Genomic DNA, 22,024 nt, shown 5'->3' with positions numbered 1-22,024 from the left:
TCAGGGGCGGGGCGGAGGGGGCGGGGACCGGCGATCCTCCGCGAGGATATCGCGATGTCGGCCCCCCGATCTACAGTGGCCGCCGACGACACCGAAAGGGGCATCGCATGGGGGCTTGGGGATACGGGCCGTTCGAGAACGACGCGGCGCTGGACGGCTTGGGCGGCCTCGCGGACGCCGCAACCGGCGGCGTCCGGGACGGCCTCCTCGCCATGATGCGCGAGGTCACCGCCACCGCCGGGTACATCGAGGACCCGGAGGCCGGCGCCGCGGCGGCGGCGGCCGTCCTGGTCGCTGCCCGGCTCGGCGCCGACCCGGGCAGCGCTTCCGCTGCGGCACTCCTGGCGTCCCATCCGTTCGAGGCGGACGGCGAGCTGCGGCTGGAGGCCCTGCGGGTCTTCGACCGGCTCGCCGATCCGCGCGAGAACGAGTGGCACGACCTGTGGTCCGACGGCGGCGCGCTCGACGAGGTGCTGGACCTGTTGGCGCCCTTCCGGGAGCGGCTCGCCGCGGCCGCTTGAGGTCGCGGCCGCGGCGTTCGCGCTCACGGGTTGAGGGTGGTCAGGACCACCAGCTCCGACTCGTCGTGCGGGAGGTACCGGACCCGTACGACCATGCCCGGCTGGAGCTGCGCCAGCGCGCCGGCGTCGATCGGCTTGCGCTGGTCGAGGTCGAAGGTGGTGGTGTCGGCGCGGGTGACGCGGAACTTGATGTCCATGACGGCGCGGTCGCCTTGGAGGTCGCCGGTGGGCGCCATCGCGAGGACGACCGCTTTCGCTTCGACGCCCTGCTCGGCGATCTGCAGTTGGCGGGGCGAGACGAGGCCCTTGGCGACGCGCACGCGGTCGAGGACGGCCTGGAGTTCGTGCTGCGGGGCGTCGGCGGCGATGGCGATCTTCCCGTCGGTGCTGCCGGGGCGGTAGCGGACGGGGAGGATCGCGCCGGGGACGACGGAGGCGAGTTCGGTGAGGTCGATGATGGCCTTGGCGACGCCGCGGAACGACTGGCCGTCCATGGTGTCGACGTCGAACAGGATCTCCAGTTGCGGCTGGTCGTTGATGCTCAGGCCGGTGCGCTGGGCGGAGACGATGGTGCCCATGGCGATCGGGGCGCCTTCGAAGCCGCGCGCGGTGTGGCCGCGCAGTTCGCGCATCGCCCCGTCCGCGAGGCGGCCGATGGAGAACATCGGGAGGGTGGTGAGGAGGATGATCGGGCCGGCCATCCAGCCGCTCACCCAGGGCATGGGGTTGTCGCTGGTGAGGCCGTAGACGAAGTACATGACGGTGAGCGCGCCGCCGATGATGATGCCGATGACGCCGATGGTCTTGAACATGGTGGGTTCCTTTCGGGTTGGTGGATTCAGTCTCCGGTGGTCCCTGCGCCTACCGGTCACAGGTTTCGGTCAGTCGCGGCCGATCTCGACGCGTTTGAGGGAGCCTCCGGGGGCGACGACGACGAGGTCGCTGAGCCAGTAGGACCCTTCGGGGGCGGCGATGACGACGGTGTGGCCGCCGGGGCCGGTGAGGGCGCGGCCGAGGCGGCTGCCGGTCGCGGTGGAGGCGGTGACCTGGCCGGTGGCGACGTCGATGACGTGCATGGCGTAGGCCTCGGTGCCCGGTTCGGTGCGGTGCTCGACGAGGACGTGTCCGGAACCGGCCCCGGCGGCGGCCGTGCCGAGCCCGGTCCACAGGTTCTGGCCGGCGGCGGCCGGGTCCTCCAGCATATCGTCGATGAGCTCGTCCACGTCGATCTCGACGGTGAACGAGGAGACCAGCGCGGTCTGGTCGAGGACGATCCCGGCCTCGTAGAACACGCGGGTCCCTAGGGCGCGTTGGCCTTCGGGTCCGTCGAGGACGAGGTTCGAGCCGAGCGAGCCGGCGGCGGTCGGTTCGAGCCGGACCGAGGACTCGTCGTCGGCGAGCAGCGCCTCGGTGCTCGTCATGCCCCCGATGTCGGGCACGGACCCTTCCGCGAACAGCAGCCCCGACCAGGCCGCGGTGGTGTCGGCGTCGGCGGGCGCGGCCTCCAGCGCGTCGAGGGCGATCGTGTGCACGCCGCCGTTCACGTCCAGAGCGACGACAGCCCCGATCCCGGAGTCGAACGCGTACGCCGCACCCGAGACCGCTTGGGCCCCTTCGAGGCCGGGGATGTCGCCGGGTTCGGTGACCACATCGCCGTCGGCGAGGTCGAGGATCGTCAGCCCGTCGTCCGTCGCGAGGTACGCGTAGTGCTCCCCCGCCGCGACCACGGCGGCCTTCCACGACAGCTCCTCCGAGAGCCGCACATCCCACTCGGTGTCGCCGGTCGCGAGGTCGACGGCGGCGAGCCGCACCTCGAACATCTCGTGCCGCATCGACGAGATGAGGTCGCCGGACCCGCTGCGGTCGTACGGCACCAGCGCGAGATCGGTGCCGCCGTACGCCGCGAACCCGATTCCGGACTGGACCGCGATGTCCGGCTCCGGCGCGGTCAGGTACTCGCCGCCGACCGCGATCGCGCCGATCCCCAGCGAAGGCACGATGATCATCCCGAACAGCCCGAGCCCGCGCGACCGCTTCGGCTTGGGCGTCAACGGGTTCGTCGGCGTCCCGTACGGCGACCGCACGAACTGCCGGTGGTCCGGGAACGGCCGGGCCGACGAGTATCCGGGGACGTGGCTCATGACGGCCTCCTTCAAAAGCTGGTCCCGTCAGCGTCGCCCCCCGCCCGCGGCTACCGATCACAACTTTCCGCGGGCCGATCCCGACTAGACTTCGCGTCATGGTGCAAGGCATCTCGACCGGACCGGCCGTGCCCCGGGGCATGCTCATCGCCGACGCATGGGCCGGGCTCGGCGATGCCGTGGCGCCCTTGAGCAACGCCTCCGGCCGGCCCCTCGCCCGCACCGTGAAGCTCCTCCTCGACCCGCTCGTCCTGCGCCCCACCATGAACCCGCGCTTCGCGGGCGGACTCATCGACGTCGAACACGTCGACGAACTCCGCCGCACGATCCTCGAAGCCGGCCCCGCCCTCGCCGCGACGGCCGCCTGGTTCCGGCTCGTCAAGCAGGCCCGCCGCCGCGCGGGCGTCACCGAAGGCAACCCGCAGGACCGCTACTTCCAGCGCTGCTTCGAACTCGCCCACACCCACGGCGACCCCGCCGCCCTCCCCGACGCGGCGGCGATCGCCGCCGAGACCGTCGCCGACGTCCACGCCGAACGCGGCGACGTCACCGTGGACCGCTTGCGCCGCTTCATGACCGACCCCGACCAGGTCGTCCGCCTCGCCGGACTCCTCCACCACGCCTGGGCCGACCGCCCCGACCCGCAGCCGCTCTCGCCCGACGGCCTCACCGCGTTCCTCGACACCTGCGCCCACCGCCCCGACGAACGCCTCTGGAAAGCCCTCGCGGAGAAGGAAGTCGGCACCGCCGAAGCCGCCGAACTCGACCGGCCCCGAGTCGCCCGCGACTACGGCCTCACCGCCAAAGCAGCCCCCGCACCACCCGAACTCGGCGACCGCGCCTCGAAACGCCGCCTCCCGCCCCCCTTCGACAGATCCATCATGGAGCGCCTGTTCGCCGCGTTCACCGCCGTCTTCCAGCGCGAGACCATGGCCGACATCCCCTCCATGGTCGTCGGCGAGATCCACCGCTCCGCCGCCCCCTGGCAGCTCGCCGACGAACCCAGCCGCGTCGCCATGGCCCTCGGCCGCGACGCCACCACCGGCATCGACCACCGCACCGACACCACCCCTGCCTCAGACGCCAACGCCCGCTTGCAGGCCCGCTACTCCCGCGAGGCCTACGTCCACGCCGTCCTCCGCCGGCCCGACCCCGAATCCGCAAGCGTCCCCGAAGACCTCAAACACGAGATCCTCCACGTCCAAGCGCCCTACCTGCGGCGCCTCTGGGCCCGCCTCCACGGCCGCGAACTACGCGGCGAGACCACCGCCGCCGCCGACGTCTGGGACCTCCTCGACGGCGTCTTCCGGTCCGTCCTCCTCGACCAGCGCGACCGGCTCCGCCGCATCCTCGAAAAAGACGGAGGCCGGACATGACCGAACTCCACATCACCCGCGCCCGCGACATCATCCACGCCGCGACCGAACCGACCCCCGAACGCCCCCACCCCGAACGCACCGCACTGGTCGAAGCACGCGGCGCACTCCTCCACTGGGACATACTGAACCGCGACCCGCACCCGACCGCCGAGATCCACGACCCGGACCTCGCCGCCGACTGGCTCTGGGACATCTACGGCCCCGAAACGGCCGCCGCGATCCTCGACACCACAGGCCCCGTCACGACCCAATGGGCCTCCCCGGTCCTCGACGCCGCAAGACGCCTCGCCCACCTCCGCTGGGCCGAAGCCTGGTGGCCCTCCTCCCACGCCGCCGCCGTCCCCGCCCTGAACATCGGTCTCCTCCGCGCCGAAGCCGCCTGGCGCACAGCAGGCATCGAGCACCTCCTCGACGACGACCAGGCCGTCGAACGAGCCCTGGCCGACACCGACCTCACCGCACTCGAAGCACTCGCCGACGACCCCGCCCGCCACGAACTCGCCGCAGCCCTCGAAGACCTCGCCGACGACTACGGCGTCGAACTGCGCCGCCGACCCGCCCAACTCAGCCGCGAAGACTGGGCCCTCGCCGCCAGCGGCCACCACCCCGTCGACTTCGCACTCGCCAGCGGCGGCACCCTCGTCGACTGGGCGCAGGTCCCCCAAGGCCTCGTCGACGCCGCCGCCGGCGCCACCTGGACACTCACACAACGCGAAAGCGGACTCGCCGTCACCGTCACCGTCCCCGCCGCACCCGAAGCCCGCGACCTCGACCTCACCGCCCGCATCGCCACCGTCGAGATCCCCCTCCGACTCGACCCCGACACCGGCCACTTCACCGGCGAAGCCGAAGCACCCCAGACATTCCTGCTCCTCCCCGCCAACCAGCGCGAACTCCGCGTCCACTCCCCCGACTTCGTGAAACACCCGACCGAACCCGCCGACGCACCCCACCGGGCCGCACTCATCGAATACGCCCGCACCCGCCTCACCGACCCCGTCGCCAGCCTCGCCGAGCGCACCGCATGACCGGCGACAACCTGATCAGCCTGCACGGCAAGGAAACCACCGGCCCCCGCTGGGCCCACGCCCGCGACCTCAACAACACCGCCGCCCGCCTCCTCGGCGAAGGCCGCACCACCGAAGCCGACGCGACATTCCAAGCGGCCTACCGCCTCACCCTCGTCGACGACCTCGACCCCGCCGGCCACGACGTCCGCGCCCGCATCCTCGGCAACCTCTCCACGACCGCCGAAGGCCTCGGCGACACCACCGCAGCCCTCCGCTACGCCGACGAAGCACTCACCGCCTGCGCCAACGCCGAACGCGACGCCGGCGACCGCTACGGCACCGTCGCCGTCCGCACCTCCGTCACCATCCAACGCGCCCAGACCTACCAGCTCCTCGGCCGCCTCGACGAAGCCCTCACCGACCTCGACACCGCGCTCGCCCTCAACACCGGCGCCGACGGCAGCGCCGAAGACCGGCTCCTCGAGATCACCATCCACAACACCCGCAGCGTGCTCCTCATCGGCCTCGAACGCATGGAAGAAGCCGAAGCCGCCGCCCGCCACACCCTCGCACTCGCGAACGAGCACCACCCCCGCCTCGCCGCGCACCCCTACGCCAACCTCGGCCTGATCGCCCAGGCCCACAACGACCACGACACCGCCATGTCGTACCTCCGCCTCGCCGAGCAGATCCACACGGCCGCAGGCGACACGGTCCAGGCCGCGCTGGCGGTCGCGAACCAGGGCCGCATCGCCGCCCGCCGAGGCGACGGCGACACCGCCGAACGGCTCCTCGCCACCGCCGAGCAGGCGTTCCTCGACGGCGAGCAGCCGTTGCGCGCCGCCGAGATCAGGTTCAGCCGCGCGGACGTCGCAGCTCGGAACGGCAACCCCGACCTGGCCCGTTCCCTGCTCCCCCAGGCGATCGAGACCCTCCGCGAGGCGGGCCACGCCGTCGCGCTCGCCGACGCCCTCGGCCTCCAGGGCGATCTGCTCGCGGCCGACACCGGCCTGGAGGCGGCCGAGAACGCGTACCTCGAATGCCGCGCCCTGTACGAGTCGATGGGCGCCCGGTACCACTTGGCGCGCATCGACATGCGCCGTGCGATCACGATCGCCGACGCCGCCGAAGCGGCCACCGACCCTGCGGTGCAGCAGCATCTCTTGCAGCTCGCGCTCTACCTCTCGCTCCCTTCGGCGCTCGCCACGGACGCGATCCGCCACACCTACGCGCCGGGCCAGGCCCGCGAGCAGTGGGCCGCGACCGTGGCGATCCCGGCGATGGCGCACGCGCTGCACCTGGTCGTGGCCCTGCGGGACGGAGCGCTGATCTCCGAACTGCTGGAGCACATGAGCGCCACGGTCTCCCTCCACGCTCCGACCCAGGCCGCCCGCGCCCTCACCTTCGAGGCGTTCGACCTCCCGACGCCCGCCCCGAGCGCCGACCGGTTGTCCTTCGCCGCGTCGGCGTTCGTCACCGGCACGTCGGCGGACTTCCCGACGCCGCAGTTCGCGCTGCCCCCGAGGCTGCGCGTCAACCCGAACCGTCCGTCCGCATTGGAGCCGTGGATCGAGGAGACCGAGCGGCGGTACGGCTTCGCGATCCGCTCCGACCAAGTGGTGGACTCATGGTGAACCGACCGGCAAGACCCACGGTCCAGCTCAAACTGGTCGACACCGACGACCTGTTCTATTCGTGGCGTTGGGAACACGAGCCCGGAGCGATCCAGAACATCATGGTCCCGGGGGATTCGGTCCGGCCGGTCCTGGACGAACTCGCCGCCGCCCTCCCGACCCCGCTGCCCGGCGAAACCGTCGAGCAGGCCCTCGAACGCTCCCTGAACGGGCCCCTCACCAACCGCGAACGAGAATTCGAACTCGCGACCGACCTCGCCCGGGCGTTGATCCCCAACCTCCTCGCGAAGGAGATGAACGCCTACCTGGAACAGGGCATCCGCCCTCATGTGCGCATCCAGCCCTCCCACGCGACGGGCCAAGTGCCTTGGGAGGCCATGCGAGTCGACGAGGGCGAGCGCTTCGTCACGAACGCCGACATGTCGGTCCTCCCGCCCGCCACGGTCCGCAACGCCCCCGAGCGCCGCGTCACCCCATGGCGTCCGGACGCCGACCTCCTCGCCGTCCTCGACCCCAAGGTGCCGGGCGCGAACCTCGCCCTCGGCTCGGTCCTGGGCCCCGAAGGCGAAGCCCTCGCCGAACGCCTCGGCCTCCCCCGGTCCGCCTTCCGCAGCGCCGACCAGACCCGGGACACGATCCAACCGCTCCTCGCCGACGCCTCCCGCCTCCTCTACGTGGGCCACGTGACCACCTCGGCCCATGGCCTCGACGCCCGTCTCCACTTGAGCTGCGGCCCCACCACGACCGGCCGGGCCGCCGCCGTCGCGGGCCACCGCCCGCTCACCGCCGCGGACATCGTCCTGGGCCACCGCCCCGACGCGCCGGGCGGCTGGCGCATGCCGAACCGGGTCGCGTTCATCGCCTGCGAAAGCGGCGGCGAAGTCCGCTTCGCCGAACCGGTCGGTCTCGTCGCCGCCGCGATCCACGCCGGCGCCGAGTACGTGACCGCCACCCGCTGGACCCTCCCGACCGACGCCGGCATCCGCCGCTTCGCCTCCGCCGCAACCCCGTCGACCACCGTCATCCCCGGCATCGTCGAAGCCGTGGACCACGCCCACCAGACCCCCGACCCGGTCGCCACCCTCAGCGACTGGCAACGGACCCAAGCAGCCCAATGGGAAGCCGAAGGCCGCCTCGAACACTCCCCGATCCTCTGGTCGGCCTTCGCCACCGCCCACGGCTGACCGACGACCGTCGCCGATCGACCCTTCGCGCTTCGAAACCGATCCCAGTCACACCAAAGAGCTTCAGGAAGACCTCCAACACGGCAGCAGCACAACACGTTCCGGCCCCCCGGGGTAGTCCGATCAGTCCATTCACGCGGCCCGAACATGCAGACCCCCGCTCAAGGCATTGCAACCATGCACCCGAAGTGCAATCGTGTTGTCACTCATAGTGGAGTGGACAGAGGAGCGGATCCGATGGCGTACCGATTCAACGCGCCCCCAGGATGGCCGGTAGGACCAGGATGGGCTCCGCCCGTGAACTGGCAAGCGCCGCCTGAATGGCCAAGCGCTCCCCCAGCCTGGCAATGGTGGGTACCGGCCGATTCGACACCGCAGGTGACCGCACCTGGCACACCGGCACCACCCGTACTCGAGGTCAACCCCGACCTGCAGCAGCTCCTGACGACCCCTATCCGCTCGCTGCCGGGATCGGAGACCGGCGGCTTCGGCCGAAAGCACCGGTTGGAAGCCCAAGTCACGGCCGCCGAAGAACTCGCCTTCCGACTCCAGCGGGCCCTGATCGCAACAGTCGGAGAGCTTCACGCCCTTGGCGCACTCGAAGCCTCAGAGCTCACTGTCGAAATCGAACGACGCAAAGCGCTCATCGAACACCTCGACTCCGAGGCCGCCTCCCGCAAGGAGTCGATCACAGCCCAGGCTCAGGACCAACTCCACCAGATAGGCCTCCAGGCGACCGCCGCGAACGCCGAACTCCACCGCGTGAACGCCGAACTCGAACGAGCGAGGCAGTCGCTCGTCGTGACCCGCGACGAGGCATTGCTCCAGGAAGTCGGCGTCTACGAATACACGCACCCGCTCGAGGACGCGGTGGCGTACAAGGCGAAACTCGAATCGATCAAGACCGACTACAAGGCCCTCGCCAAGGGCGACAAGGCCATCTCCAGCGTCTCCAACTGGCAGGTGAACGGCTCGGCCGCAGCAGGTCGCAAGATGGTCCGCGAGTTCTCCAAACTCATGCTCCGCGCCTACAACGCCGACGCCGACAACCTCGTCCGCACCATGCGCCCCTACAAACTCCGGTCGGCCGTCGACCGGCTCCAGAAGACCCGCGAGACCATCACCCGCCTCGGTTCGACCATGGACATGCACATCACCGATGCCTACCACCGGCTCAGGGTGCAGGAACTCCAACTGACAGCGGACTACCGGGCGAAGACCGAAGAAGAGAAGGAGCGCATCCGCGAACAACGGGCGCGTGAGCGCGAGGAGGAGAAAGCCCAGCGCGAATTGCTCAAGGAGCAAGAGAAGCTAGAGAAAGAGCGTGCGCATCTCCGCTCCGCGATCGCGAAGCTCGAGGACAACGGCGACACTGCGGCCGCCGCCGAGCTCACCGCGAAGCTGGAGGCGATCGACACCGCGTTCGAGAACGTCCTCGCCCGCCAGGCGAATTCCGCCACCGGATACGTGTACGTGATCTCCAACCGCGGAGCCTTCGGCGCCAACATGGTCAAGATCGGTATGACGCGTCGGCTGGAACCCTTGGACCGGGTGAACGAACTCGGCGACGCCTCCGTGCCGTTCCGCTTCGACGTGCACGCCATGGTGTTCAGCGAAGACGCCCGAGGCCTCGAATCCCGGCTGCACGAGACGTTCGCCGAGCACCGCGTCAACAAGGTCAATCTGCGCCGCGAGTTCTTCCATGTGACGCCGCAGCAGGTCCGGGGGGCGCTGGCGAAGCTCGCCGGAGAGCACTTGCTCGAGTACACCGACGAACCCGAGGCGTACGAATGGCGGGCCAGCGGCGGTGAGCCGAGGCCCGCCTGAGGCATCAGGCGAGGTCGCCGAGCAGTCGCTTCGGCTCGCCTTCCAGCTCCAGCTTGTCGAGGATCGCCAGGAGCTGGCTCTCCTCGTACCTGAAGTGGGTCTCCATGACCGCGCCGATGCCGTCGAGATGGCGGTGGAGCTCATCGGGGTCGGCCCCGGAGTCCATGGCGTCGGCGAGGCGGCCGATGAGGTGTTCGAGCATGTTGTGGTCGCTCATGAGGTTGGCGATCACGGGTTTGAGCTCAGGATGCTCGGCGATGACCTGCGGGAACAATCCCCCATCCTCGCTCCGGTGGTGGCCGGAGAGGGCCGAGCAGAAACCGCGGCAGAAGAGCAGGAGGTCCTGCCCGGCGGTTTCCTCGAACTCGCCGTCGATCGAGCGGCGGGCGAGGTCCAGGGCCTTGCGGAGGCTCTGGTGGACATTGCGGAGTTGGGTGCTGAACGCGACCAGGCGGCCGGTGTCGGAATCTATAGTCGTTGCTCCTTCGATCACGGCGCTGTGCCCACTGGGGCGAAAGCGCCGCAGCGATTTTACCGACGCTGACTCAGGCGGCCTATGATCCGGGTCATGACCGACCTCCTCCCCCTCCACCGCCGGACGATGGCGACGGCCACCGCGATCGTCGAACAGATTCAAGAAGACCAACTCAGCGCGGAAACCCCGTGTGCCGGTTGGGATCTCTCCCAGCTCCTCGCCCACATGACCGGCCAGAACCACGGCTTCGCCTCCGCCGCCCGCGGCGAGCCCTTCGACCTCGCGACCTGGGCCGACCGGCCTGTCTCGACCCGCCCCCACGAGGCCTTCGCAGCCTCGGCCGTCGAGGTCGTCGACGCCTTCGACTCCCCCGGCGCGGTCGACCACGACTGGCCGATCCTCGTCGGCGCCGACCGCTCCCTGGCCGTCCCGGGCGGGCAGGGCCTCGGCTTCCACTTCATCGACTACGTGGTCCACGCCTGGGACGTCGCCGCCTCGATCGGCGTCAAAGTCGAGTTCGACGACGACATCCTCGCCGCCGTCCTGCCCCTCGCACAAGAAGTACCCCTCGACGGCCCAACCCGAACCGGTCCCTACGCCCCCTTCGCCCCAGCCGTCCCCCTCGAACCGAACCGAGGTCTCCTGGAAACCCTCCTCGCAACCTTGGGCCGCAACCCCACCTGGACCCCCGCCTGATCCCCGGCCACCCACATCCCTGACCTGCGAAATCCACAAGTTATCCACAGGCGGCAAACTCGTAGTTGCCACCCTGAAACAACCCGTGACAGGGTTGATGCATGCGCCAAACGAGCACCACTACCAGCGACATCGACATCACGATCCACAAGGCGGTGTCCACCATGCACATCGGCACTCGGGAAGTTATCCACAGGCAGAAACTTTCTGTTGCAGGGCAACTACGGCATGTGTCAGCCTTGGTACAAAAACGCCATCGGCGGGATGGCGACGATATGAGGGAATTCGCGAACGTCGCCATACCGAGACCGCGCGCGGGAAACCACCCGCGCGCGGTCCCCGCCAGATGCCCCTCCTCCTCGCGAGGAACACGCGGGCGGCCCGGACCAACCGTCCGGCCGCCCGCAATACCCATGCCACAAAACAAGAACCGACCGCAAGACCCGCCTCCCGCGTCGGGACCGCACTCTCCACCCAGCGGCACCAGCCGATGAGCCCAGCCGAATCGATCAGTCGCTGTAGATCCGCTGAAGTTCCCGCTTGAGGATCTTGCCGCTCGGGCCGAGTGGTAGGGCCTCGACCACGTGCACCACACGCGGGTACTTGTAGGCCGCGATCTTGGCCTTCACATACTCGACGAGCTCGGCCGGATCCGCTGCGGCCCCTTCGGCCGGCACGATCACGGCATGGATCTCCTGCCCGTGCTCGTCATGCGGCACACCGAAGACCACCGCGAGCGATACGGCCGGGTGCCGCGAGAGCACGGCCTCGACCTCGGTCGGGTAGACGTTGTAGCCGTTGCGGATGATCATGTCCTTCTTGCGGTCCACAATCTTAATCACGCCCTCGCGGTCCACAGTGCCCAGATCTCCGGTGCGGAACCAGCCGTCGACGACCGCGGCGTCCGTGGCGTCGGGGCGGCCGAGGTAGCCCTTCATGAGGTTGTGGCCGCGCACCACGATCTCGCCCAGCTCCGATTCGGGCAGCAGCTCGATCCGGTCGTCGATGTCCGCGTCGGCGACGGCGACGTCGACCCCCCAGATCGATTTCCCCACCGTTCCGGGCCGGATCGGTTCTGAGACCAGGTTGAAGCTGGCGACCGGCGAGGTCTCGGTGAGCCCGTAGCCTTCGTGCACCTGGGCGCCGAACTCGGCTTCGAAGGCCTCGAGCAGCGCGGTCGGCAGGGCCGCGCCGCCGGAGATCCCGTAGCGCAGCGGGGGCCGGTCCGGGTTGCGGCCGGCCGCGGCGATCATTGCCGCATAGTTCGTGGGCACGCCCGCGAACACGGTCGCCTTGTGCTGCACCAGGAGTGCCAGCGCCTCGTCGGGGTCGAACTTCGGGAGCAGGATGATCGCGGCGCCGCGCCGGAAGCCGGCGTTCAGGACCACGGTCTGGCCGAAGGTGTGGAAGAACGGGAGGCCGCCGTAGAGCACGTCGTCGGGCCGGTACTCGACCGTGTCGAGGAGCCAGGTGTGGACCTGTTCGACCGCCGCGAGATGCGAGCCGACGGCGCCTTTCGGGGTGCCTGTTGTGCCTGAGGTGTACAGGATGGTGGCGGCCGCGAGCGGGTGGAGGGCCGTGTAGCGCTCGATCGGGGTGGCTTGGGCGGCTTCGGCTTCCATGCGTGCGACGGGTTCGCCGTCGATGGTGAAGCCTTCCGGGGCGAGGACGGTGAGGAGCGGGACGCCGGCGAGGGCGGCCGCCGGGGCGGCTTCGCCGAGGAAGGGGGCGGCGACTACGGCGAGGTCGACGTCGGCGTCTTCGAGGACGAAGCGGATCTCGTCGGCTTTGAGCAGCAGGTGGACGGGTACGACGACCGCGCCGAGGGCGAGGGCCGCGTAGTAGACGCGGGGGAAGTCGGGCACGTTCGGGATGACGATGGCGACTCGCGAGCCGGGCCCGATGCCGCGGGCGGTGAGGGCGCCCGCGTAAGCGCGGGTCTGGTCCCAAAGGGCCCCATAGGTGATGGCCTGTCCCATGAAGTACAGGGCGGGTGCTTCGGGGCGTCGCGTGGCGGTTTCGGCGAGGATGGCCGCGATCGAGAGCGTTCCGTGGCCGGGGCCGTCGAGGGCGAGGTCGGGCTGGTGCGTCATTGCACGTCTCCTTCGTTCTCCGACCATCCTGCCGTGTGGGGGCGGCCCGTGTCATCGTCCTGAGGCGAGCCAGTCGGTGGGGTCGCGGCGGATGCGGTCGATGACGGCCATGGCGGCGCCGATGGCGGCGGCGTCGGGGCCGAGGGTTGCGGGGCGGACTGTGATCGGGGCCCAGCGGGCGGAGAGGACGCGCTGGTTGATCTCGGCTTCGACGCCGGTGATGAGCCAGGAGGAGACGAGGGCGTAGCTGCCGCCGAGGAGGACGGTGTCGATGTCGAGGAGGTTGAGGACGTTGGCGATGGCGATGCCGAGGGCGGTCGCGGCGGTGTCGAGGGCGGCGAGGGTTTCGGGGCGGCCGGCGTCGGCCCAGGTGAGGAGGGCGGCGTCGGCGGTGAGGCCGGCGGGGAGGGTGTCGCCGGCGAGGATCGCGGCGAGGCTGGCGTAGGTCTGGAGGCAGCCGCGGGAGCCGCAGCGGCAGGGTTTGCCGTCGGGGTCGACGGTGAGGTGGCCGAGTTCGCCGCCCCAGCCGTGGGAGCCGCGGAGGGGGCGGCGGTCGAGGATGATGCCGGCGCCGATGTCGAGTCCGCCTGAGACGTAGAGGAAGTGGTCGGGTGTGGCGCGGTGGAGTTCGCCGCGGGCGGCGAGGTTCGCTTCGTTGTCCACATTGGTCGTGACATCGAGGTGGCGGAGGTGTTCGGCGAGCATCGCGCCGGCGTCGACGTCCCTCCAGCCGAGGGAGGGGGCGGTGCGGACGACGCCGTCGTCGGTGGGGCCGGGGACGGCGAGGGTGGCGGTGACGACGGTGAGGCCTTCGGCGGCGGCGGCTTCGGCGGCCTCGGTCGCCATGCGGCCCAGGCGTTCGAGGACGGCGGGGGCTTCGGTGTCGGTGAACGGCGCGAACGCGAGGTGGCGCACGGCTCCGGTGAGGTCCACGACGCACGCGGCGAGGCCGTCGGTGCGGATGTCGAGGCCGAGGCCGGCGGGCCCGGAGCGGGAGACGGTGAGCCCCATGCGGGGTCGGCCCGCGCGGCCGTCGGGGGTCGCGCCGGTCTCGGTGACGAGTCGTCCGGCTATGAGCTCTTCGACGATGCGGGTGATGGTGGGCCGGGTGAGGCCGGTGGCGGCGGCGAGTTCGGTGCGCGAGACGGGGGCGTCGGCGGCGAGCACGTGCCGGAACACGAGCTCGAGGTTCAACGCGCGCAGGCGTTCCTGCCGGGCGGGGTCGTTGGAGCGGGGCGTGTTCATGCCGGGGGCCGCGCTGCTTCGGCGAGCGCGGCGGCCGCGTCTTCGGTGAGGTTGCCGTCTGCCACGACAGCGAGGATATGCCGTTCGATCTGCTCGCCGGGTTCGAGGACCAGTGGACGGTCCCATGTGAGCGATGAGCCGACGCCGAGGTAGTCGCGGGCTCGCACGAACCATTTGTCTTGTGCTGTCGTCGCATCGGCGGGCACGAACAGCATCGTCCACTGTGCATTCGTGCTGGCGCCGGAGACGGTGAGCCAGGGCGCGGTGGTGCCGTGGACGGCCCGAACGCCCGTCCCGGCGGGGCTCTGCACGCGCACTTGGCCGTTGGCCGCTGGGCCGCGCCAGAAGAACCCGCCGTAGCCGGCGCCGACGCGGCCGAGCGCGGCCGGGCTGCGGATCGGCAGCGGCCGGTCCGTGGCGTTGGCGAGGCGGGTCTGGACCGAGAGCGTCCAAGCGTCCGGAGTCAAAGGGACGCAGGCGATCGCGCGCCGTTCGCTCAGCAGCGCCGCGCCTTCCCGGTCGACCCAGTGCAGGGTGTGCGCGAGCTCGGAGTCGGTGTGCCGCAGCCACCTCTGGTGCCGCTGCGTGCCGTGGTCGTCGAGCCAGGCGGGGCCGTGCCCGGCGACGAAGGTGCGCCCGCCCCAGAAGTTCTGGCCGCCGATGTCGGGCGCGGCGATGCTGATGCCGAGCTGGTGGGTGTGCGAATGCGGGCGGGCGTCGGTGACGACGGTGCCGGCGAGGGTGCGCACGGGGTGGAGGAACGGCCGGGGCGCGGTGGAGGCGGGCAGCTCGGAGCGCCACACGTAGCTGGCCACTTCGCGGCCGTCGACCTGGAGCCGGACGGGTTGGTCGGCGTCCAGTTCGCGGACAGTGCCGGAGTGCTCCATTGCGGCTCCAATCACTTAGGCCTCGCGGGGTGCGGGGCTCGCCGCGACCGCTTCCACCAGGCCTTCGATCGCTCGCGGCCCGAGGTCGCCGTCCGCGACTACCGTGATGATACGACGCCTCGGGCCCTCGCCCGGGGCGGCCGTCAGCGGCTCCTCCCAGGCGAGTGCGGGGCCGACGCCGACGTAGTCGCCGCCGCGCACGAACCATGGATCGCGTTGCGCCGCAATGTCGATGAAGACGAGGGTCCAAGGTTCGGGGCCGGAGGCGGAGAGGGCGAGCCAGGGGGTCGCGGAGCCGTGGAGGCGTGCTTCGCCGGCGACGTCGGGCCCGAGGATCTTCACGTTGTTCTGGCCGCGCCGGGCCCGCCAGAAGAAGCCGCCGTATCCGGCTCCGGTACGGCCCTTGACGCCTGGGCTGGAGATGACGAGCGGTTCGGCGGTGAGGTTCTGGAGCGCGTACCGGAAGTCGAGGGCCCAGGCGCGGTCGTCGACGGGCCGGGCGGCGATGCGGCGGCGTTCGCGCAGCAGCGTCGTCCCGTCGGGGCCGATCCAGTGGAGTTCGTGAGCGAGCACGGCGTCGGTCTTGGCCTCCCAGCGGTGGTGGCGCTGCACGCCGTGGTTCGGCAGGGGGATGGAGCCTTGGCCCTGCACGTAGGTGCGCCCGCCCCAGAAGTTCGCGCCGCCCGCGTCGGGGACGGCGACGCTCACGCCGAGGTGGTGCAGGTGGTCGGGCGGCATGACCTCGGTGACCGTCGTCCCGGCGAGGGTGCGCACGGGATGCAGGAACGGCCTGGGCGACAACGTGTTCGGCACGTGCGGGCGCCACACGTATTCGGCGACGGTGAGCCCGCCGAGGATGAGCGGGAGGGTCTGCACGAGGGTCAGCTGGTCATCCATGGGCGTCCGCGGCGGTGATGCGCACGGCGTCGAACACGGCCGAGCCGCCCCGGGGTTCCTTCCCGGCGGTGGCGGCGAAGAGCCCGAGGGCCGCGCCGACCCATCGGCCTTCCTTGGCCTGGAACGGTTCCCCGACCGGCCGCGGCTCCTCGCCGGGGAGGGCGGCGAAGAACTGGCAGCGGCCGTCCGCGTCGACCTCGACGCCGACTGTGACCTCCGCGGAGACGCGGTCGTCGAGCATCGGGACGGGCATGGCGGGGCCGTTGCCGCGCATGTATTCGCCGTCTTCGGAGATGCGGCAGATGACGATGGCGTTGACGGGTGTGCGCGCCAGACCGATCCAGGCATAGTCGTCGCCGACGACGGCGAGGCCCGCCATCACGCCGTCCGGGGCGTCTTCGAGGCGCATGGTCGTCTCGGCGCGGCAGCCGCCGTCGGGCAGGCGCTGGCCGAGGAGGTGCGGGAGGTGGCGCAGGTCGAGGGTGCCGCCGGGAGCGCAGGCGAGCCGCAGGCCCGAATCAGTTGTGGCCCAGCCGGGTTCGGGGTTGGCCTGCCAGGCCCACTGGGGGCCGATGCGTTCGGCGAAGTCGTCGGAGGTGGCGGGCGCAGCGAGGGGTTCGTCGGCGACGGGCTTGGCGTGGGCGGCCACGGGTTGGCCGTCGTCGCCGATCACGGGCCAGCCGTCGCCGTCCCAGCGCATGGGTTGGAGGTGCACGACCCGCCCGAAGGGGCCCTTGTCCTGGAAGTGCAGGAACCAGTCGTCGCCGTCCTCTGTGGTCACCCACGCGCCCTGGTGCGGTCCGTTGACGTCCGTGGTGCCCTGTTCGAGGACGATGCGTTCCTCGTAGGGCCCGAAGGGATCGCGGGCTCGGAATGCCGACTGCCAGCCGTCGGTGACGCCGCCGGCGGGCGCGAAGATCCAGTACCAGCCGTCGCGTTCGTAGAACTTGGGGCCTTCGAGCGTGCGGTAGCCGGGCAGCTCGTCGCCGTCGATGACGACCCTGCCGCTGTCGTTACCAGGAGCACAGTCCAGGAGTTCGGTCGCGTCCTCGTTCATGCGGTGCACGGTGAGCCGGTTGTTGATCCCGGCGCGGCTCTTCGCCCAGCCGTGCACGAGGTACGCCGAACCGTCGGATGCCCACAAGGGACACGGGTCGATGAGTCCCTTGCCGCACTTCAGCAGGTGCGGTCGCGTCCACTCCCCTGCCGGGTCCTCGGCGCTGGTGACGAACAGGCCCCGGTCCGGGTCGGGGTAGACGATCCAGTACCGGCCGGCGTGGTGGCGCAGGGCCGGGGCCCAGACGCCGCCGCCGCGCTGCGGCGTCGCGAAGTCCTCCTCCGGGACGAGCCGCTGCAGCGCGTGGCCGATGAGTGTCCAGTTCACGAGGTCGCGGCTGTGCAGGATCGGCAGGCCCGGGACGCGGTGGAAGCTGGAGGCGGTCAGGTAGAAGTCGCGGCCGACGCGGATCGCGTCGGGGTCGGACCAGTCGGCTCCCAGGACCGGGTTGCGGTAGGTGCCGTCGCCGTTGTCGGAACTGAAGTGGCGCAAGGGTGTTCCCGTTCGTTATTCGAGGCCGGCGTTATTTGAGGCCTGTGGTGGCGATGCCTTTGACGAGGTACTTCTGCCCGGCGATGAAGAAGCCGATGATGGGCGCGAGCGAGAGCACGGACATCGCGAACATCTGCCCCCACTGCGACTGGCCTTCGGAGTCGATGAACTGGCGCAGTGCGAGCGGCACCGTGTACAGCTCCGGGTCGGTGAGGTAGAGCAGCGGCCCGAAGAACTCGTTCCACACCGAGATGAACGTGAAGATCGCGGTGGTGGCGAACGCGGGGCGGCACAGCGGCAGGATGATGCTCCAGAAGGTGCGGAACGGCCCGCAGCCGTCGATGCGGGCCGCGTCGTCGAGCTCCTGCGGCAGCGAGCGCATGAACTGCACCATGAGGAAGATGTAGAACGCGTTGGTGGCCAGGAAGTTCGGCACCAGCAGCGGGTAGTACGTGTTGAGCCAGCCGAGCTTCGCGAACAGGATGTACTGCGGGATGAGCAGCACGTGCCCGGGGAGCATCATCGTGCCGAGCATGAGCGCGAAGAAGAGCTTGCGGCCGGTGAAGTTGAGCCGCGCGAACCCGTACGCCGCAAGGGAGCACGAGAACAGGTTCCCGATGATGCTCAGCACCACGATCACGATCGAGTTCGAGAAGTACACGCCGAAGTCGTATTCGAGGGCCGTCCAGCCCTCGGCGTAGTTCGCCGGGTTCCAGTCCGCCGGCCACAGCGACAGGTCCGAGAAGATCAGGTCGTTGGGCTTGAGCGAGCTGGAGACGAGCCACAGCAGCGGGTACATCATGACCAGGCCGATGACGCACAGGATCACGTGGCGGGAGAAGCGGCTCTTGCGGGTGCTGCCGAAGCGCTCGATGAGCACGTCGGCGTCCTCGTCGGGCTTCTTGGCGGCCCGCGGGGTTGGCAAGGTCGTTGACATGGGTGGGACCTCAGTTGTCGTAGTTGACCCAGTATTTGGCGGAGAGGAACGTGATCGCGGTGAACACGGCGATGATGACGAGCAGGGTCCAGGCCATCGCGGAGGCGTAGCCCATGTTGAACTGCCCGAAGCCCTGCTGGTACAGGTACAGGTTGTAGAACAATGTGGAGTTCGCCGGTCCGCCGCCGCCGTTGTTCATCACGAAGCCCTGCGTGAACGTCTGGAACGAGGCGATGAGCGACTGGATCAGGTTGAAGAAGATGATGGGGCTCAGGAGCGGCAGGGTGATCGACCGGAACCGGCGCCATTTCGAGGCGCCGTCGACGGCGGCGGCCTCGTAGTACATGGTCGGGATCTGCCGCAGCCCGGCCAGGAAGATCACCATGGGCGAGCCGAACGTCCAGATGTGCAGGATGATCAGCGTCGTCAGCGCGTAGTCGGGGTCGGAGGTCCACGAGATCGCGTCGACCCCGAACCAGCCGAGGAACGCGTTCACGATCCCGTCGAACCCGAAGACATAGCGCCACAACAGGACCACCGCGACGCTCGCGCCGAGCAGCGACGGCAGGTAGAACACGGCCCGGTACCAGGGCAGGCCCCGGATGCCGCGGTTGAGGATCATCGCCACGCCGAGCGCGGCCGCGAGCGAGAGCGGCACGGACACGAACGTGTACACGAACGTGACCTGCAGGGACTTGAGCAGCACGGGGTCGCGGAACATGTCCGCGAAGTTCTCCAGCCCGATCCACTTCGGAGCGTTCAGCAGGTTGTAGTCGGTGAACGCGAGGTAGAGCGAGGCGAAGAACGGGACGACCGTGAAGAGCATCCCGATGAACCACGGCAGCAGGAACAGGTAGCCGGCGCGGTCCTTTCGGACCCGCCTGCGCCGATCGTTCGCTTGCGGCGCAGGCGGGTCGACTGCCCCCGGCATGACGGCAGACTCAGTGGACACGGCGGTCACCCCTCGATCGCCGCCGTCGCCTCGGAGATGAACTGGGCGGCGCCGTCCGCGGCCGACTGGCGGCCGAACTCGACTTCGACGGCGATCACGTCGAGGAAGTCGGCGATCGCGCTGCCCCCGGGCGGGTACGTGTAGGAGCGCGGCAGGTCCTCGCCCTGGAGGCCCATCAGGTACTCGGTGGCGACCAGGTCGTCCGGTTCGAGCGAGTCCTTGATCTCCTCGGCCACAGCGGTACTCGCGGGCACGCCGCGGGTCGTGCCGGTCGCGAGCGAGGCCTCGGGGTCGTTGGTGAGGAAGTCGAGGAGCTTCACGGCCTCCTTGGGGTGCTTGGAAGCCGCGGCGACCGACCACAGGTGCGGGCAGTCAACCGATTGCCCCCGCCGCACGGCCTGGGCCTCGCCGGGGATGCGCAGCAGCACGAGGTTCCCGCCGCAGGCCTCGTTGTAGCCGAGGAAGTTGTTGGTCGGGATGATCTGCGACGCGAGCTTCCCCTGCGCGATATAGGACTGGTCGGGCGAGCCGCCGATCTCCTCGAAGAACCCGGCGGGCGGGTACGCGCCGCTCTGGCGCATCCCGTCGGCGAGTTCGAACCAGGCCTGCATGGTGGCGGCGCTGACGCCGAGCTTCCCGTCTTCGGTGAACAGGTCCTCGCCCTGCTGGCGCACCCAGACCACGAGGTTCTGGAGGGTCTGCACGTCGTAGCCGGTGCCGTAGACCTCCTGGCCGGAGGCGTCGCTGATGGCCTGCGCGAACGCGGCGAGGTCGTCCCAGCTCCAGGTGTTCCCGTCGGGCACGGCCACGCCGTACTGCTCGGCGAAGTCCTTGCGGATGACGAAGCCGACGGCGTTGAGCCCGGCCGGGACGCCGAAGACGCTGCCGTCCACTTCGGCCAGATTGGCGGCGTTCTCGCTGAGGCCGCTCAAATCGATGTCGTCGCCGTACTCGTTGAGGTCGAGGAGCGCGCCGCGGTCGGCGTACTCGCGCAGCGAGTCCATGCGCATCGCCATGAGGTCCGGGGCGTCGTTCGCGGCGAAGCGGGTCGCGAGCTTGTCCTGGTAGGGGCCGGAGTCCTGGTACTCGACCTTGATCGTGATGTCGGGGTTGGCCTCCGTGAAGATGTCGAGAGCGGCCTGGGTCTTCTCGGCGCGCTTGGCGTCGCCCCACCACACCATGTTGAGGGTGACGCCGTCACCGCTCTCGTCGTCGCCGCCTCCGCCGAAGCCGCGCCCGCAGGCGGCGAGCCCGGGGACGGCGGCCAGGCCGAGGCCGGAGAGCTTGATCAGGTTGCGGCGGTTGAACTCCGAGCCGGAGGCGGGGGGTCGTTCAGTGGTCACGCTTGCGGTCCCTTCACGCGGACGAGGGGTGGGGGCATCGATCAGACTCGATGAGTGGGATCAGGCTAGGGCCGCGGACCGAGTTATGTCAAGTCATGAAAGAAATTATCCGGAAGTTTTGGCAACCCATTGACGCAAATCGATGATCATGCTTAGGCTGTGCCGAGCAGACGCCCACCCTCCATCGTTAGGAGCGTCCCATGAACCCTTCCCCCGCAGGACGAACGCGCCGTGCGGTCGTCGCCGCCGCGGCCGCCGCGGGCATGGTCGTCGCCGGCCTCGCCGTGGCGCACCCGGGCTCGGCCGAACCCCCGAGCCGCCCCCGCCAGGGCTGGTCCGACACCGCCGACGGCTTCGCCTCCCTGCCGGGACTGGGACGCGGCCCCACCACGGGCGGCGCCGCCGGCGAGACGGTCACCGTCGACACCATGGAGGAGCTGAACCGGTACGTCACGGCCGCCGAGCCCTACGTCATCCAGGTCGCGGGCTCGATCGACCTCGACCCCAAGGGAACCGAGCTCAAGGTCGCCTCCGACAAGACGATCATCGGCGTCGGGACCTCCGGCGAGATCGTGGGCGGCGGGTTCTTCCTCGGCACCGGCGTCCACAATGTCATCATCCGCAACCTGACGATCCGGGACACCCTCATGCCCGAGGACGACCCGGACGACAAGCAGTACGACTACGACGCGATCCAGCTCGACACGGCCGACCACATCTGGATCGACCACAACACCCTCACCCGCATGAACGACGGCCTCCTCGACAGCCGCAAGGACACCACGTTCCTCACCGTCTCCTGGAACCGCTTCTTCGACAACAACAAGACCTTCGGCATCGGCTGGACGCCGAACGTCACCTCGCAGATCACCATCCACCACAACTGGTTCAAGGACACGGTGCAGCGCAACCCGAGCGCCGACAACATCGCGAACCTGCACATGTACAACAACTACCTGCAGGACGTCGCCGCCTACGGCAACTACGTGCGCGGCAGGACCAGCGCGGTGATCGAGAACAGCTACTACGAGGGCACCCACAACCCGTACTACACAGTGGAGGGCGAGCTCGTCCAGCGCGGCAACATCACCGTCGACTGCACCTGGGACGACGTGATCCGCGAGCAGGGCGACGCGTTCGACCCGCACGACTTCTACGACTACAAGGCCGATCCGGCGGCGGCCGTCCCGGCCCTCCTGAACGAATTCAGCGGCCCGCAGCCCGAGATTGGGACCTGAGCCGCGGCCCGTCTGG

Annotated in this window: 19 protein-coding genes; 8 read left to right on the top strand and 11 right to left on the bottom strand. The window is 69.9% G+C overall.

Annotated elements, in window-relative coordinates; translation table 11 throughout:
- The first annotated feature begins 107 nt into the window (after positions 1 to 107).
- Positions 108 to 521: a DUF4259 domain-containing protein gene (locus O2L01_RS11960; protein WP_270122166.1), complete on the top strand. Its 414-nt coding sequence runs from the start codon at positions 108 to 110 to the stop codon at positions 519 to 521.
- Positions 522 to 544: 23 nt separating this feature from the next.
- Here the strand turns inward: O2L01_RS11960 and O2L01_RS11955 are convergent, their stop codons facing one another.
- Positions 545 to 1,333: a hypothetical protein gene (locus tag O2L01_RS11955; RefSeq protein WP_270122165.1), complete on the bottom strand. Its 789-nt coding sequence runs from the start codon at positions 1,331 to 1,333 to the stop codon at positions 545 to 547.
- Between the two features lie 69 nt (positions 1,334 to 1,402).
- Positions 1,403 to 2,662, bottom strand: a complete 1,260-nt coding sequence (locus O2L01_RS11950) for a PA2928 family protein (RefSeq protein ID WP_270122164.1) — start codon at positions 2,660 to 2,662, stop codon at positions 1,403 to 1,405.
- Positions 2,663 to 2,760: 98 nt separating this feature from the next.
- Between O2L01_RS11950 and O2L01_RS11945 the strand changes: the two genes are divergently transcribed.
- The 5 genes from O2L01_RS11945 to O2L01_RS11925 all read left to right on the top strand — a co-directional run bounded on the left by O2L01_RS11945 (position 2,761) and on the right by O2L01_RS11925 (position 9,696).
- Positions 2,761 to 4,038 (top strand): hypothetical protein, encoded by a 1,278-nt coding sequence (locus O2L01_RS11945; protein ID WP_270122163.1) that lies wholly within the window; start codon positions 2,761 to 2,763, stop codon positions 4,036 to 4,038.
- Positions 4,035 to 5,069 carry a hypothetical protein gene (locus O2L01_RS11940; protein ID WP_270122162.1) on the top strand — a complete coding sequence of 345 codons (1,035 nt, stop codon included), beginning with the start codon at positions 4,035 to 4,037 and terminating at the stop codon, positions 5,067 to 5,069. The genes O2L01_RS11945 and O2L01_RS11940 overlap by 4 nt, the downstream gene beginning before the upstream one ends.
- Positions 5,066 to 6,685, top strand: a complete 1,620-nt coding sequence (locus tag O2L01_RS11935; RefSeq protein ID WP_270122161.1) for a tetratricopeptide repeat protein — start codon at positions 5,066 to 5,068, stop codon at positions 6,683 to 6,685. The genes O2L01_RS11940 and O2L01_RS11935 overlap by 4 nt, the downstream gene beginning before the upstream one ends.
- Positions 6,679 to 7,869 (top strand): CHAT domain-containing protein, encoded by a 1,191-nt coding sequence (locus tag O2L01_RS11930; protein ID WP_270122160.1) that lies wholly within the window; start codon positions 6,679 to 6,681, stop codon positions 7,867 to 7,869. The genes O2L01_RS11935 and O2L01_RS11930 overlap by 7 nt, the downstream gene beginning before the upstream one ends.
- 378 nt (positions 7,870 to 8,247) lie before the next feature.
- Positions 8,248 to 9,696, top strand: coding sequence for an SNIPE associated domain-containing protein (locus O2L01_RS11925; RefSeq protein ID WP_270122159.1), 1,449 nt, complete (start codon positions 8,248 to 8,250; stop codon positions 9,694 to 9,696).
- A gap of 4 nt (positions 9,697 to 9,700) precedes the next feature.
- Here the strand turns inward: O2L01_RS11925 and O2L01_RS11920 are convergent, their stop codons facing one another.
- Positions 9,701 to 10,189, bottom strand: a complete 489-nt coding sequence (locus tag O2L01_RS11920; protein ID WP_270122158.1) for a hemerythrin domain-containing protein — start codon at positions 10,187 to 10,189, stop codon at positions 9,701 to 9,703.
- Between the two features lie 75 nt (positions 10,190 to 10,264).
- Between O2L01_RS11920 and O2L01_RS11915 the strand changes: the two genes are divergently transcribed.
- The gene (locus tag O2L01_RS11915) at positions 10,265 to 10,867 is read left to right on the top strand and encodes a TIGR03086 family metal-binding protein (protein WP_270122157.1); all 603 of its coding nucleotides are present in this window, start codon (positions 10,265 to 10,267) and stop codon (positions 10,865 to 10,867) included.
- Positions 10,868 to 11,376: 509 nt separating this feature from the next.
- Here O2L01_RS11915 and O2L01_RS11910 read toward each other — a convergent pair.
- Genes O2L01_RS11910 through O2L01_RS11875 form a run of 8 tightly spaced genes read right to left on the bottom strand, consistent with a single transcriptional unit; the run spans position 11,377 to position 20,770 of the window.
- The gene (locus O2L01_RS11910; protein WP_270122156.1) at positions 11,377 to 12,960 is read right to left on the bottom strand and encodes a long-chain-fatty-acid--CoA ligase; all 1,584 of its coding nucleotides are present in this window, start codon (positions 12,958 to 12,960) and stop codon (positions 11,377 to 11,379) included.
- Between the two features lie 51 nt (positions 12,961 to 13,011).
- On the bottom strand, positions 13,012 to 14,205 hold the full coding sequence (locus O2L01_RS11905) for an ROK family transcriptional regulator (protein ID WP_270122155.1): 1,194 nt from the start codon (positions 14,203 to 14,205) through the stop codon (positions 13,012 to 13,014).
- The gene (locus tag O2L01_RS11900) at positions 14,202 to 15,092 is read right to left on the bottom strand and encodes a DUF6807 domain-containing protein (protein ID WP_270122154.1); all 891 of its coding nucleotides are present in this window, start codon (positions 15,090 to 15,092) and stop codon (positions 14,202 to 14,204) included. The genes O2L01_RS11905 and O2L01_RS11900 overlap by 4 nt, the downstream gene beginning before the upstream one ends.
- A gap of 15 nt (positions 15,093 to 15,107) precedes the next feature.
- Positions 15,108 to 15,989: a DUF6807 domain-containing protein gene (locus O2L01_RS11895; protein WP_270122153.1), complete on the bottom strand. Its 882-nt coding sequence runs from the start codon at positions 15,987 to 15,989 to the stop codon at positions 15,108 to 15,110.
- Positions 15,982 to 17,538, bottom strand: coding sequence for a glycoside hydrolase family 43 protein (locus O2L01_RS11890; protein ID WP_270122152.1), 1,557 nt, complete (start codon positions 17,536 to 17,538; stop codon positions 15,982 to 15,984). Before O2L01_RS11890 ends, O2L01_RS11895 begins: the two co-directional genes overlap by 8 nt.
- 31 nt (positions 17,539 to 17,569) lie before the next feature.
- Positions 17,570 to 18,475, bottom strand: a complete 906-nt coding sequence (locus tag O2L01_RS11885; RefSeq protein ID WP_270122151.1) for a carbohydrate ABC transporter permease — start codon at positions 18,473 to 18,475, stop codon at positions 17,570 to 17,572.
- Between the two features lie 10 nt (positions 18,476 to 18,485).
- Complete coding sequence (locus O2L01_RS11880; RefSeq protein ID WP_344469438.1) at positions 18,486 to 19,406, bottom strand: carbohydrate ABC transporter permease; 921 nt, start codon at positions 19,404 to 19,406, stop codon at positions 18,486 to 18,488.
- Between the two features lie 26 nt (positions 19,407 to 19,432).
- Complete coding sequence (locus tag O2L01_RS11875) at positions 19,433 to 20,770, bottom strand: ABC transporter substrate-binding protein (RefSeq protein WP_270122149.1); 1,338 nt, start codon at positions 20,768 to 20,770, stop codon at positions 19,433 to 19,435.
- A gap of 200 nt (positions 20,771 to 20,970) precedes the next feature.
- Here O2L01_RS11875 and O2L01_RS11870 point away from each other — a divergent pair, with 200 nt between their 5' ends.
- Positions 20,971 to 22,008 carry a pectate lyase family protein gene (locus tag O2L01_RS11870; protein WP_270122148.1) on the top strand — a complete coding sequence of 346 codons (1,038 nt, stop codon included), beginning with the start codon at positions 20,971 to 20,973 and terminating at the stop codon, positions 22,006 to 22,008.
- Positions 22,009 to 22,024: the final 16 nt, after the last annotated feature.

This window comes from Glycomyces lechevalierae (assembly GCF_027622945.1).
Lineage (GTDB): Bacteria > Actinomycetota > Actinomycetes > Mycobacteriales > Micromonosporaceae > Glycomyces > Glycomyces rutgersensis.
This window is presented reverse-complemented; position numbering and strand designations above follow the sequence as displayed.